This window comes from Undibacterium sp. Ji83W, from assembly GCF_049340385.1.
GTDB lineage: Bacteria > Pseudomonadota > Gammaproteobacteria > Burkholderiales > Burkholderiaceae_D > Undibacterium.
Genome location: NZ_JBMPOZ010000008.1, coordinates 74,621 through 88,969, shown reverse-complemented (window position 1 = coordinate 88,969; position 14,349 = coordinate 74,621). Strand labels below are relative to the sequence as shown.

Below are 14,349 nucleotides of genomic sequence, written 5' to 3'. Positions count from 1 at the left end.
TTGAGTTTCTGAGGGCACAGTTTTTAATCCCGACTTTTAATCCCGCCGCCTGATCCCGCCATGCCCCCCAGCGGCCAAACCACCAATTAGCCCAGCTTGATCAAATTCTGAAGCAAGAGTGGCCCGTTCAGTTTCAGCAAACGGCCACCCTCATCTATCCTGCCCAGTTGTATCGGTGCAAAACCAAACTGGGTAGCGAGATGGGCAATGCTGGCACTGGCTTCGGGATCATCAGCCGCAACAAACATGACACGACGACCTTGATCCTGTGCTGGGTCAGTGGCCAGCAATGCGGCAGGTAATTGGTTAAAAGATTTGACCACGCGTGCCCCTGGCAATGCCGTCGCCAGCACTTCTGTTGATGCCATGCCCTGCAATTCTTCCGGCGCAATGCCATAGGCGTTCATGGCATCGACGACGACTTTTCCGTTCCAACTGGCTAAAGCGCCAGCGACCTCATGGTGCGCGCGGAAGGGTATCGCGAAAATGATCGTGTCAGCAGCAAGTGCATCTTGCAAGCTCACTGGCGTCACTGCAGGCCCCAGCTCTTTCGCCAGATCTGCCAGGCTGGCAGGGCCACGGGTATTGGCAATCGACACTTCGATACCTGCGTGTGCAAAGTGGCGAGCGAGTGCAATGCCAACTTTGCCTGCACCAATAATAGAGTAAGTCATGTTTATTTCCTTGATCAGATTTTTTGGATTAAGTGGTTTTTTGGAATCAGGCGGCCAGCGCAGCGATCTCATTCAAGGCCTGCTTGATAGCGGCTTCTTTGGCTTCAGGGCTGAATGCCAACCCCTCGGCGCGAATAGCGGTGATGTCAACTATTCCCAGAAATGACATCAGCCCCATCAAATAACTGTCGTGATGTTCATAAGCAGCGGCGGGGCTACCTGCCGAATACACACTGCCACGCGAGGCGGCAATGATGAGCTTTTTACTCTGGGATAACAGGCCTTCAGGACCATTCGCACCATAGCGAAAAGTCTTGCCAGCGACAGCAACCCGGTCTATCCAGGCCTTGAGCTGGGTAGGGATAGAAAAGTTATACATGGGTGCGCCTATCACTACGATATCTGCAGCGATCAACTCTTCCACATAGGCGTCGCCCTTGGCGATGTCCTTACTCAGGGAAGTATCTTCCAGCGCTACCCCCTGGCGCACTGCCATGTGCGTGCCGGATAAGTGAAGTGCGGCATCTGCCGCCAGGTCACGGTAAATGACTTCAATACCCGGATGCAGGGCAACTTCGCGTGCCACGATTTCGGCAGACAATTGACGGCTGACGGAGTAAGCGCCAAGTATGCTGGAATCAAGATGCAAGAGTTTCATGACAGAACCTTTAATGTAGAGTAGAAAAAGTGAACTGAATGATGCTGCCAATCTTTGAATCTGAAAAGATGATATATTGAGATATATACCATCTTTATTTGAGATGGATTAAAGAGATATGAGGACCAACCATGCTGGACGGTGTGTCACTGGACCAACTCCGCACCTTCATCGCAGCCGTAGATGAAGGCAGTTTTTCCGCTGCAGCGAGGAAGCTGAACCGGGTGCAGTCTGCCGTCAGCGGTTGGGTCAATAGCCTGGAAGAACAGATAGGTGTACGGCTGTTTGACCGTTCCGGGCGCTACCCGAAACTCACGCCCGAAGGTGTTTTACTACTAGCCGATGCGCGCAATATCGTAGCAGGCGTCGATACCTTGAAGGCGCGTGCCAAGCTCATGGCATCCGGGCTGGAACCAGAGTTATCGGTAGTAGTTGATGTATTTTTTCCTACTGCGGTGATTGCCGCTGTAGCCAAGGATTTTGCCAGGCAATTTCCTCATACTCCTTTGCGGCTGTATGTTGAGGGCCTGGGCGCTGCTTATCAGCCTGTGCTGGATGAACGCTGCAGCATAGGTATAGTGGCATCCCTGCCCATCGATTTTCCAAGCTTGAGCACCAGGACCCTGGGCGAAGTGTCACTGTTGATGGTGGCTTTGCACAGCCATCCATTAGCGACAATCAACGGCACCATCCCAAAAGCTGAATTGGCAAAGCATACGCAACTAGTAATCACTGACAGGTCAGAATTAATGGCGGGCCAGGACTATGGTGTGATGTCACCCCATACCTGGCGGCTGGCGGACTTGTCGGCCAAACATGCGTTCATTCTCAATGGCGTGGGCTGGGGTGGTATGCCACTGCACATGGTAGAACACGATCTTGCGGCAGGCATCTTGCAGGTGCTGGATGTAGAAAGCATGCCCCAGGGTGGCAAAAAACTGGCCATGCAGGCGGTGCATCCACAAGCCGCGCCACCCGGCCCGGCCGGGCGCTGGTTTATCGACCAGGTGGACTTTTATCTACATCAGGCTTGAGCCAGACTGAGATGCAACACTCGCTTGTTTGGACATCAGTCCTTAAGCCTGGTATCCCATGCTGTATCTGGCTTTCTAATATTGCCTCCAGTTAATTTTAAATCAGAGCATCCCATAAAAGCCACAATAAAATCATTTTATCGATATTTTATAAATAAAACGTATATAATTAATCCGTGATTTGATTTTTTGTTTTATCTGAACGAGCGTGAACAGTTTGCTCTTCAGGATTTAAGGTATTCCTCTCCAAAAGGTGTTCGCCCACAACTGGCAACGGTTGTGGGATTTTTTTTATTTTCAAGGGAATTATGCTGGCTTATTTAATTGCTCAGTTACTTACTTGCTTACTTGCAGGCTTGCTGTAAATCATCGCCATTTTTTCTACATGCTCTCTCACCTTGCTCACCAACTCTGGTGGTTCCAGCACTTCGGCATCTTCACCAAAACGCAGAATTTCTGCGCATGCCATCATTAAAGAACCGACTGGCATGGTCGCCCTGCACCAGCCGTCCGCGTCAAGCTCACTGGCCAACTGCATTTCAGAAAAAACATAGGGTGACAAAAAGTGCTCCCTGAATTTCACGCCTCTTGGTGACAGGCGCACGGTTGCCACATTCCTGTGCATGTCCTGCTCCAGCCGCTCGGTAGATTTGCGCCAGTAGGCTGCCAGATCGAAAGGCGCCGGTCTTTCGAAACGTTCTTCAAGCACAGCTAATTCCAGCATGCGTGAGATGCGGTAAGTACGTGGCGTGTCATCCACCTGCCCGACCAGATACCAGGAACCGCTTTTCATGACCAGGCCCAAAGGCTCGACGACGCGCTCTTTGATACCTTTCCAGCTCTGGTAACGTATCTGTAGGCACTTTTGCTCCCACACCGCATCAGCAACTTTGGGCAAGTGCGCAGGTTGCTCTGACTGACCAAACCAGGCTGGTGCATCCAGATGAAAGCGCGAACGCATTTGCTGCGCGCCTTCACGCAAAGAAGCTGGCATAGCGGATAGCAGCTTGTTTTGTGCCGCCATCATGACAGAGCCCAGCCCCATATCCGTTGCGGCCCCTGCCAGCCCGCTCATGAACAAGGCCTCGGCCTCTTTGGCGGACAAACCATTGAGTTGGGTGCGGTAGCCATCGAGCAAACGATAGCCACCGCCTGAGCCACGCTCACTATAGATGGGGATGCCCGCCTCGCTCATGGCGTCGATATCACGATAGATAGTGCGCAGGTTGACTGCGCATTCATCGGCCAGTTCTGGCGCAGTGGCAAAACCACGCGCCTGCAGGATAGTCAGGATGGAGATGAGTCGACTGGCACGCATGGTAAAAACGGATTCTTTTGCCGTATTTTTAAAAATATAAAAGAATAATAAACCAACCTGACAAAAGATGTCAGGTATGGAGGCATATTCTTATATCAACGGCCAGGCAATTCCGCCTCCGCGATAAAAAGAAAGGTCTTATCATGAGCAATGCAGACAACATCACCCTGTTCTACTCCCCACAAACACGCGCTACCGGAGCGCTGATTTTGCTGGAAGAATTGAGTGCGCCTTATCAATTGCATGTCTTGAACATGAAAGCTGGCGAGCAAAGACAAAGCGCCTATCTGGCCATCAACCCCATGGGCAAAGTGCCTGCAATACAGCATCGTGGCGAGCTCATTACCGAGCAAGTGGCAGTATTCTTGTATCTGGCAGACCTGTTCCCGCAGGCAGGCCTGACACCCGCACTGGATAGCCAGTTGCGCGGTCCTTATCTGCGCTGGATGGCCTACTATGCGGCATGCTATGAGCCCGCATTGGTAGATAAGTTTGCGCAACATCTGCCAGCAATGCCTTCGATGTGTCCTTACGGTGATTTTGACACCATGCTGGGTATCATCAAGGCGCAACTGGAAAAAGGGCCATATCTACTGGGTGAGCAATTCACTGCAGCAGATGTACTCTGGGGCAATGCCTTACGCTGGGGTACCATGTTCAAGCTCGTGCCTGAATCACCTGTCGTCATGAATTACATTGAACGCGTCTGCAGTCGTCCGGCCTTTGTGAAAGTCGGTGCCATTGATGCAGCCTGGGCAGCAGAACACGAGCGCATCGTCAGTGACGCTCAGTCTGAAAGCAAGGCTGCCTGAATTGCAAGCTAAAAAGTAGCGTATATCGCCCGCTTGTCTCTCCGGGCGATATACGTGTACGTGAAATTCAATCATGAAATTCATTCCAGATATTTTGTTTCCTCGCCTTCAGTTTCTCCTCTTCTGAAACATGCCTCGCATGTCCACAAAAAAATATTGCAACAATATAAATTCCCAAGGCTATGCATGGCACAATTGCCAGTTGCAGTCTTTAGCTGCACGCTTACAGAAAATTACCAAATAGACAGCCGCAAACGATTGTCTTGCAGGCCTGCTTTGGATAGTATCCGTGCAATAAAAAAGCCATACCCCAGAGGGAGAATTCATGCGTCGTATTTGGATCGTCACCGGTACTGTTGTTACAGTTGCCGCTGCTGCTGTTGCCTACCAGATGAGCAAGCACTGGAAGGATTACCACTATGCAGGTACCCGCCTTATGGTGGATATCTCACAACCGGATGCCTTGATACGCACCACGAGCTTGTCCAAACTGCCGCGTGACTTGCTGCAAGTGCCGATAGCCAAAGATGTATTGACCGAAGACCTGGCCTTCTATTATGAACAGAATGAAGACCGCCTTGGTTTGAACGGCGCCGTCAAACGCATCGCCTACGAGCATGACCTTGATTGGCAGGACAAGCTGTATGCCAGCATTTTTAATGAACCGGCTGAAGTTGCCTTCTGGCGCGATGGCAAAGGTGCCTTGCGCCACTATGCCGTTGTCATGCGCATGGGCCTGTTCAATAAAGCCTTGCAGGAAGCTGCCAAGGTAGCGATGAAAGATGGTCAGCTCAAACTGGCTGGCGATATCAGCACCAGCAATGGCAAAGCCCAGATCATGGCGCTGGAAATCAATCCACGCCGCACCCTGCTGTTGATCAGCCAGGGTGATCGCGTTGTTGTATTGTCTGACCCTGGCCTATTGTTCGATGGCAGTAACAGCATCGTAACGGAAGCGCGTGCAGCAGTCGCCAAATGGCTGGAACATGATGGCGCGCTGTCGCTGCAATTTGATCTGGATAATATTGCACCTGCGCCCGCTCAGGCTGCGGGTACTGCAAAACATACGATGGCGATAGGTGCACCAACCATGGCCCTGGGTTACGGCGCCTTTGTATCCGGCTTCAAGGGCATGCGCTTTGATTTTGGCGGCAACTGGTCAACCTCGGTCTGGCTGGATTCCAAAAAGACTTCTTCGGCACAATTGCTTGATCCTGCCCTGTGGACTGCGGCACCAGCCAACCCCAGCGCATGTATCACCGTACCAATTGACTGGAGCATGGTCAATACTGTCTTGAAACAAGCTGATGCCAAACCCAAATTGCCAGAGCAGGCATTGGCGCCGCTGACTGGCCCAGGCCTGGCTTGCTGGTACCGTGAATCGAATCTGTATTCTCCGGTGTTTATCACCAAGCTACCACTGAACACTGCCAACCGCGATGCTACCTTGCAAGCCATGGCGACCTGGGCAATTGCCAGCGGTGAACAGGCGGCACCAGGCAAAGGCACAACCAAGGCCAAGCCTGATCAGAAACTATGGCGCAATACCAAGAGCATGGCTACGCTGGCCGCCAGTGGCGACTTTGTGGTGTTCTCACCCGACGGCGGCCTGGTAGAAAAAGTGGTGGATACTATTGCACGCAGCAACCCAAGCGTGGCTGACCAGGCATCTGGCGCGCAAAACACCCTGGGCCTGATCACACCGCGCCCCTTGTCAGAAATGGCACAACGCGAAATCTACGCTGCCCTGGCAAAACCTGAAGATGCCAGCTTCCTGGAAGCCGCAAAGACACATCTGCCTGCCCGCATCAAAGCCCTGGCGACTTACCCACCGATACGCCTCGAACTGAGCAAGGCACAGGCCAGTGGTAAGGCATGGCAAAAAGTGGAATGGGTCAGCAAGGAGAAATCCAATTGAAACGCCGGCATGTACTGACTGGCATGCTCGCCACCAGCACCGTGCTGGGCTGGCACAGGCTGGCGCTGGCCAATAAGCTCACGGCACCGGCTGTGCCATTGCCTGCCGCAAATGCTGCCAAAGCTGGAACAACTACCGCGCCTGCAGTTACTGCACCAACTACTGCACCAACATTGACACCCGCCCAGTCGCGCAGTTGTCGCGCCTGGATGACACGTATCATTGCTGCCCAGTTGACTGCAGGCCCGACACCACGCTGGCAACAGCGTGACTGCGTCGGACTCGTGCGTTTTGCGGTGGCAGAATCCCTGCGTGAGCATGATGAAAAATGGAAGCGGGCGAACGGTATGCTGGGTACTGCGCTGCCGCCAGAAATCGATCTCGATCAAGGCACGCAATCAGTGCGCCATCAATGGCGGCTGGCTGACGGCAGCACCTCTGCCTATGTCAGCGCCATAGAAATGGTGCAGGAGAATGCCAGATTTCGTGGCAAGGACTGCAATCTGGCATCCCCCGGTGACCTGCTGTTCTATGACCAGGGCGACGCCCAGCATCTGATGGTGTGGATGAACTCTTACATCGCCTATCACACTGGCACAGTCACACCTAGTGACAATGGCCTGCGCGCAGTCAAGCTGCGCGACTTGCAAGCCTGGCGCGATACGCGCTGGCACCCTACCCAAGATAATCCCAATTTTGCTGGCGTGTATCGCCTCAATTTCTTGTCCGCCTGAAAGCGCCCAATGAAAGCTACATTCAAACAATCCCGTTATTTCACCCTGTTGACTGCGCTGTGCGCGATGCTGCTCTTCATGCCTGCCCTGGCACAGGATGGCGGCGGTGGCTCGTCTTTCTTCCTGCTCAGCGATGCAGCCTATGGCTCTGGCGACACTGCCATGGTGAGGCTGGAAGCCCAGGACATGGGGCAGATTTCTGAGCTAGGCGGTGTCGATGTCTATGTCTACAAGGTCAAGGACCCGCTGGAATTTTTAAAGGCGCAAAAGAATTTGCACCGCATTGATGCCCAGGGTAACTACAAGGGCAAAGGCGTATCGGATGCGCTGGCACGCACCTGGGATAACTGGTGGGATGCCTCACGCCGCATGTGGCGCAAACTGTTTTCATCCGATGCCAGGAAAGCCGTGACTTCACAGGCGCCGGAAGTACGTCTGCACCCGCTGGTGAAAGCGCCAACACCGCAACAAATGAACCCGCTGTACCAGCCACTGAAGGCGCATACCCTGGTTGATAGCTTCCGCTACCCTGTGCATATCGCCCAGCCCATACAACCACCAAAAGGCGTCAAGCTTGATGGCAGCAGCAGTGAATTCATCATGTCGCCCAAAGGCAATGTGCTGATACCACTGGGTAAAAAAGAACCTGGCCTGTACCTGGTAGAAGCCATGGTTGGTAGCTATCGCGCCGTGACTTTGGTGTTTATATCTGACTCTATCGCTGTCACCAAGGTATCAAGCAAGCAAATGCTGGTCTGGGTGGCTGATCGCCGCACCAGCCAGGCTGTGGCAGATGCAAAAACAGTGTGGACAGATGGCGCCGGTATCCTGAGTACAGGTGCAACAGATGCCAGCGGTATCGTCAATTTTGAACGCGATGCACCAGAAAAAACTTATGTATATGGTGAAGATAGCAAAGGCGGTGTGTTCGTCGCAGAAAATTATTACTACGATAGTGAAATCTATAACACCAAGCTGTATGCAGTGACAGACCGTCCCTTGTACCGCCCGGGTGAAACCGTATATGTGAAATTCCTTGGCCGTACTTTTGTGTCGGCACGTGAATCCACTGCCATCACCGCAGGTGAATTGAAGCTGCAGGTATTTGATGCAAATGGCTTCCCAGTCGCGGCACAAACCCTGCAAATGACACCGCAGTCTGGTGGTGATACGGTATTCCAGTTACCTGACAATGCCGTGGCTGGTGGTTATGAACTGCGCTTCAGCTACAAGGGCAATAGCTATGGTGCTGCTTTCCGTGTGGCTGAATACCAAAAGCCACATTTTGAAATCAATGTCATGCCCGGCAAAAAAGATTACAAAACAAATGAAGAAATCAAGGGCAAGCTGCAACTGGTCTATCCCGATGGCAAACCTGTCGTCAATGCCAAGGCAGACCTGACAGTACGCGCCCAGCGCCTGACCATCGTTGAAGGTGACCTCGGTTACGCAGGCCAGTTCCCGGTACAGATGAGCACAACGACATTTACGACCGATAGCAGTGGCTTTGTTGAATTCAAACTGCCTGCAGCGACTGAGCCCAGCCGCTATATTTTGTCCGTGCTGGCGACTGATGGCGCAGCTTATCGTGTGCGTGCCACGAAAGAAATTCTGGTGGAACGTGGCGCTGGTACCTATAGCCTGAAGGCCGACCGTGCCTTCTCTGCCGTTGGCGAAAACATGAACTTTGCCCTGACTGCCCTGCCTGTACCTGGCAATACTGTCAGCACAGTGAGTGCCCTGGCAACATGGGACTGGGTAAGACTGGAGAATCAAAAGAAATCAAACGGCAAGCTCGCTAACACCAATAAGCTGACACTGGCTTTTGCCGAACCTGGTACCTATACCCTCTCTGTGCGTGATGCAGCAGGCAATATCCTGGGTGCGTCTTCGCATTATGTCAGCGGTGCTGGCGTCAGTGCGCCTCAGGGTTCGATAGAGATGGTGTTTGACAAGGCCAGCTACAAGCCGGGTGAGACTGCCAGTGCGCTGATCACCTTCCCGCAGCAAATCGACCAGGCGCTGTTCACGCTGGAGCGTGACAAGGTAGAAAAAACTGCCTTGATGAATGGTGTCAACTCGAATGCCAGTGGCTGGCTAACTGCCAAACGTTTGTCACCCATGCAATGGAAGGTAGAACTGCCTGTACAGGATACTTATGGCCCCAACATCACCCTGTCTGTGGTGTATGTCAAAGGCGCTGATTATGTTTTCCAGAACCTGGGTTTGAAAGTAGAACAACCACGCATCAATGTCGCTGTCAAAGCCGACAAGGCCGTCTACGCGCCTGGTGACAAAGTCACGCTGGACCTGACCGCCATGGTCGATGGCAAACCAGCCGCAGGCAGCCAGTTGACCGTGGGTGTTGTCGATGAAATGATTTATGTGTTGCAGCCTGAAATTGCACCAGATATTTCTGACTTCTTCTATCACCCGCGCCGCAATAATGTGCGCACTTCTGCCAGTCTGAGTTTTATCGCCTATGACCTGGCGGTGCCGCCATCCAAGCTGGCCTTGCCTGCCAATGGGCAAACCCATGAGCGCGCCATCAAGGTATTGGAAAGACCACGCCGTGAAGACAAGGATACCGCCCTGTGGCAACCGAATGTCACCACTGATGCCACAGGTCGCGCACGCTTGACTTTCACCATGCCAGACTCGCTGACGCGCTGGCGCATTACCGTGCGTGCGACAGAAGCTGGTGGCAATGTAGGCCAGAACATCGCCTACGTGCGTTCAGACAAAGACTTTTACGTGAAATGGACCAGCCCTAACTGGATGCGCGTGCAGGATGCACCGAATGCCAGCATTGCCATCTTTAACCAGGGCAACCAGGATGCCAGTGCCAACCTGAACATCACGGGTTCCGGCGTCAACAAGCAAGAAAGCCTGAAACTGAAACCGGGTGCGAATTTTGTTTCCGTGCCGTTGAAAGCCAATGGCCTCGATAACAAGATAGACCTGTCCCTGGCTGTGGGTGGCAAGACTGTTGATGCACTGAATGTACCGCTGAAGATCATCCCAGTGCACTGGCTCAGCCAGCGCTCAGTCAGCGTACCTGTGACTGGCAAGGAAACAGTATTGAAACTGCCCCCTGACGCCAGCAACCTGCAATTACAATTTGCTGACAGTGCCAGCACACAGTTCCGCCGTTTGATGGATGACTTGATTGACTACCCATATGGCTGTGTCGAGCAAACTTCCAGCCGCCTCATCCCTTACAGCCTGGCCTTGCAATCAACCTTGCCTAGTGAAGAAAGACTGGCTGCACAATTGACGCAAAGACTGTATAGCTACCGCTTCCGTCTGGCGCAAATGGCAGGGCCAAATGCGACTTTTGGTTGGTGGAGTGTGCCAGAAAAAGATGGCGATGCCCTGCTGACCACCTACGCCTACTATGCTGACTGGCATGCCAGCCGCGCCTTGAAACTGTCACTGCCAGAAGGTCACTTTGACCGCCTGAATGATGTCTACCGCAAAGATGGCGTCAAGCAATCACATTGGCAGCGCGCCCTGATGCTGTACTGGATGCAGGATATGGGCTTGCCGGTAAAATCGATGGCCGAAGCCCTGAGTGAAGAACTCGGTGCCAAAGGCGCGTTTGCCAAACCTGTCGTGATCACCCCGCGTTCAGGCATGAACAGCATGATCTTTGCCAACAAGGATGATGATGTACAACACGCCATGAGCACCTTGCTGGCTGCCTATGTAGTACAGCAAAGCAAAGGCAACCTGACTGGCATTACCGTCACGACTTTGCCAGAAGCAGCAGCCCGCGTACACCAAGCTGACCTGCCTTTGGGTGAAGCCTTGCTGATACTGACAGGCAAACGCCCAGCCAGTGATGCTGCTGCCGTGCTGGAACGCGTGAGGTCAGAGTCACCTACCATAGACCGCGCCCTGAGCCTGCTGTGGACTTACCGTGCACTGGGTGGCAAGTCTGGCAGTAATGATCCTCTGTTGCGCAATAATATGGCCAAGGTGGAACTGGAAGCTGGCTGGTTGCCACGCGAAACCATCACAGGTCAAAGCGTATATCGCTGGAATAGCACAGCCGCGACGCCAACCCCGTCTGTGATCAAAATGGTTTCCAACCCAAGCGCAGGCATGATTGCCATTGCCCAGTTCGACAGCCGTGAACCAGAAAAATCCAGCTTGCCAGTAAAAGTGGAACGCCGTATTTATCGTCTGGTACCAGAAGCAATCACTGCACCTGTTGCCGCCAGCAAAGGTGCTGTGACACCGCCAGCAGTCGCAGGTAAGGCAGGCTTCAAACTGGAATTGCTGGGCAATGGTGCGGCACTGAAAACAGATGAAGTCTATCTGGATGAAGTGGTACTCACCCGCACATCCGGCCCTGAACTGAACTTTGGTATTGTTGAAGTACCTCTGCCACCAGGCACCTCGGCTGACCGCTCTACCTGGGGTATCAGCCTGCGTTACCCAGGCGGCAAAGATATGGAAGCCATGGAACGTGCACGTTACGAGCAAACGCCACGCGGCTATGCCGTGCCAGTGGATGCACTGGATGGCCAGGTCGTAATACGTCATCTTGTGCGCGCAGCGCAAACCGGCAAGTTCGCCTTGCCGCCAGCACGCTACTACCGCATGTATCAGCCAGACCAGAAAGCCTTTGAGGACAAGCCACGTGCGTTTATGGAAATCCGCTGACCCTGCCCGCAAAGCGATCAGCACCATCATGCTTGCCAGCGCGACAGTAGTCACGCTGGCTGCATCTGCGCAAGTCACTCATGCAGCAGATGCAGCCAGCCCGGCCACCGTCGCATGGCTGCGTGATGGCCAGGTGGAAATGCGCTCCCTGAATTCTCAGGATGACAAAATCACAGAACAAAAGATACCTATGGGTAGCTTGTGGAAGTTATTTGTCTACGCCTACCTGCAAGACAATCATGTGCAGGAAGCCGCTTATACCTGTACAGCAAAAAAAGATTTACGCAAGAATGTGCGTGAAGAACAGGGAAAAAACGAAGACCTGTATTGCTGTGAACCCGGTGAGCAGGTAGAACGCGACCCTGCCCTGGCACGCTCCTGCGCGCCCTATTTTTCACCAGCGCGATTAGGTGTCAATGACAAGGCATGGAAAGCCTACTGGCAAACCCGCAGTGACGCCAACTGGCTACAGCGCACAGCACAATTACAGCCCGACACCCAGATCAGCGTAAAAGACTTACTGGAAACCCTGAGCAAGTTTTCCCCGCAAGCCCGCGCTGCCGCACGCACAGCATTGCTGGAAACCGCAGTGCAAGGCTATGGCCGCGAAGCCTGGACGCAACTGGGCACAGGCATACGCTACAAAACCTATTCCTGGCATTTGCCTGACAACAGCGCCTTTGGTGGCGCAGCAGGCTGGCTGGCAGATGGCACACCATTCTGGTTTGGTGCCCGTGGTTCCAGCCGCTCTACCCTCACTACCTGGGCTAGTGCTCTGGCAACTACCTTGCCCGCACCGCGCTGGGCGGGTATCAACAATATGGACAATGTCGGTGATGAAGCACATTGCGTGGATGTGGATTTTTTTGCGCGCTATCCACTGCGCGAAGTATTGGCGACATCGGCAACAGCGGGCACGCCAGTTCGCGCAGGCACTTTATCCGGCAAATACAGGCTGCAATTCGTCAACGGCAATAGCCTGGACATCAACAGCAATGGCAGCCTGACACTGCAACGCACCCCAGGCATGGCTCCACAGATCACCGGCCGGGTCAGCATCAATGATTATGTCGCCCGCGTCATAGACCGTGAGGGTGACGCCAGCAATATACAAGCCGCCCGCAGCCTCGCGATTGCGGCGCGTAGCTATCTGGTACAAAATGCCGCTCTTGATCATGGCTGCTGGCGTATTGCCGACAGCACTACCCGCCAGCGCGTCAGCGCCAATGCTCCCACCGATGCTGCCCTGGCTGCCGCCTGGTTCACGGATGACCTGATATTGCAAGGTGCTAACATTCGCTATCACAATGACAGCGCAGGCAACAACCGCATGTCATTGAAAGAAGCGACAAAGCAGGCAAACCAGGGCTGGAATTTTGAACGTATCCTGGCCACCAGTTATCCGCAAGCCAGCATCGGCAGCTTCAATGGAAAATCCGATTGCAAACCACTGGCAGCAGCGCAAACCTGGTTGACGACTACCAGTGCCAGCAGCAAATGGCAAAGCATATTGCGTCGCGAACCCGGTTTTGAGCAACCAGATACCCCACCAGCAATTTGCTCGCTGGCAAGCGGCAATCCCTACTCAGACCAGAAGCGCATGCGCATCTACGCCCGCGGCTGGCGCAGCCTGGACGAGCGCATCACCCTCGCCCATGAATACCTGCACCTCGCTTTACGATTTCATCCGAACGGCGCCAATGAAGACTATGTAGAAAAACTGGCACGCCGTCTCATAGAAGGAACAACATGATCAAGTTTTACCAAAAGCGACTCATCATATGCATCACAGGCAGCCTGCTTGCTGGCTTTCACTTAAGTGCATCAGCAGACGCCACGATAGAACTGCCGCGCGGCGGATGGCGTAATAGCGGTGGCGAAGCCTCTGGCTTTAAACAGCCTGTGCATTACCCTGCGTCCTCGGTCAATACCGAAGGACAAAGTGAAATGGCCTTGATCAAGGGCCGTATCAGCACCAGCAACAAGAAGAAACCTGGCAAGCTCATTGTCAACGGTGCCGCCATGCCCCTGGCTATTGGTGAAACTGGCGAGTTCTCCCGCCCTTATTCTTTCAGTTCCGGCTCGAATAATGTAGAAGTGCGCAGCCCCGATGGCACTGAAGTCAAACGCGTACAGTTTTATGACACCAATACCAGCCGCCCCAACCCACGCCTGCGGGTAGTCTTGTCCTGGGATAGTGATGGCACCGACCTTGACTTGCACGTCATCTCACCCGATGGTCAGCATGTGTTCTATGGCAACCGCGTCGTTGACAATGGCGGCGCACTTGATGTTGACGTCACCACTGGTTACGGACCTGAAATCTATGCCAATACTGCTCCGCCTAAAGGCACTTATCACGTCTACGTCAATTACTATGGCAGTGGTGGTGAGGACAAAAGCCTGACCATCGCCAGAGTTGCCATCATCAGCCAGGAAGGCACGCTGGCAGAAAAGCAGCAAAGCTTTCAGGTGCCCATGCGCAAAGCTGGCGAATTGACGCTGGTTAAATCCTTTACCTATCCGTAAT

The 14,349-nt window shown here is 53.5% G+C and carries 10 protein-coding genes; 7 read left to right on the top strand and 3 right to left on the bottom strand.

What is annotated here, in order from left to right; genetic code table 11:
• Positions 1–86 precede the first annotated feature (86 nt).
• Positions 87–746, bottom strand: coding sequence for an NADPH-dependent F420 reductase (locus ACO0LD_RS14940; RefSeq protein ID WP_423008128.1), 660 nt, complete (start codon positions 744–746; stop codon positions 87–89).
• Positions 721–1,332 carry an FMN-dependent NADH-azoreductase gene (locus ACO0LD_RS14935; protein WP_423008126.1) on the bottom strand — a complete coding sequence of 204 codons (612 nt, stop codon included), beginning with the start codon at positions 1,330–1,332 and terminating at the stop codon, positions 721–723. Before ACO0LD_RS14935 ends, ACO0LD_RS14940 begins: the two co-directional genes overlap by 26 nt.
• A gap of 131 nt (positions 1,333–1,463) precedes the next feature.
• Between ACO0LD_RS14935 and ACO0LD_RS14930 the strand changes: the two genes are divergently transcribed.
• Entirely contained in the window at positions 1,464–2,366 is a 903-nt protein-coding gene (locus tag ACO0LD_RS14930; RefSeq protein WP_423008124.1) for a LysR family transcriptional regulator, read from the top strand.
• A 328-nt stretch (positions 2,367–2,694) separates the two neighbouring features.
• On the opposite strand, the gene ACO0LD_RS14925 is transcribed toward ACO0LD_RS14930, so the two are convergent.
• Complete coding sequence (locus tag ACO0LD_RS14925) at positions 2,695–3,684, bottom strand: helix-turn-helix transcriptional regulator (protein ID WP_423008122.1); 990 nt, start codon at positions 3,682–3,684, stop codon at positions 2,695–2,697.
• 143 nt (positions 3,685–3,827) lie between these two features.
• Here ACO0LD_RS14925 and ACO0LD_RS14920 point away from each other — a divergent pair, with 143 nt between their 5' ends.
• The 6 genes from ACO0LD_RS14920 to ACO0LD_RS14895 all read left to right on the top strand — a co-directional run bounded on the left by ACO0LD_RS14920 (position 3,828) and on the right by ACO0LD_RS14895 (position 14,348).
• Positions 3,828–4,496 (top strand): glutathione S-transferase family protein, encoded by a 669-nt coding sequence (locus ACO0LD_RS14920; protein WP_423008120.1) that lies wholly within the window; start codon positions 3,828–3,830, stop codon positions 4,494–4,496.
• A gap of 325 nt (positions 4,497–4,821) precedes the next feature.
• Positions 4,822–6,414, top strand: a complete 1,593-nt coding sequence (locus tag ACO0LD_RS14915; RefSeq protein WP_423008118.1) for a DUF2138 family protein — start codon at positions 4,822–4,824, stop codon at positions 6,412–6,414.
• Entirely contained in the window at positions 6,411–7,148 is a 738-nt protein-coding gene (locus ACO0LD_RS14910; protein ID WP_423008116.1) for a DUF1175 family protein, read from the top strand. Before ACO0LD_RS14915 ends, ACO0LD_RS14910 begins: the two co-directional genes overlap by 4 nt.
• A gap of 9 nt (positions 7,149–7,157) precedes the next feature.
• Positions 7,158–11,819: an alpha-2-macroglobulin family protein gene (locus tag ACO0LD_RS14905; protein WP_423008114.1), complete on the top strand. Its 4,662-nt coding sequence runs from the start codon at positions 7,158–7,160 to the stop codon at positions 11,817–11,819.
• Positions 11,797–13,572 (top strand): DUF2300 domain-containing protein, encoded by a 1,776-nt coding sequence (locus ACO0LD_RS14900; protein WP_423008112.1) that lies wholly within the window; start codon positions 11,797–11,799, stop codon positions 13,570–13,572. Before ACO0LD_RS14905 ends, ACO0LD_RS14900 begins: the two co-directional genes overlap by 23 nt.
• Entirely contained in the window at positions 13,569–14,348 is a 780-nt protein-coding gene (locus ACO0LD_RS14895; RefSeq protein WP_423008110.1) for a YfaP family protein, read from the top strand. The genes ACO0LD_RS14900 and ACO0LD_RS14895 overlap by 4 nt, the downstream gene beginning before the upstream one ends.
• The last annotated feature ends 1 nt before the right edge of the window (position 14,349 follow it).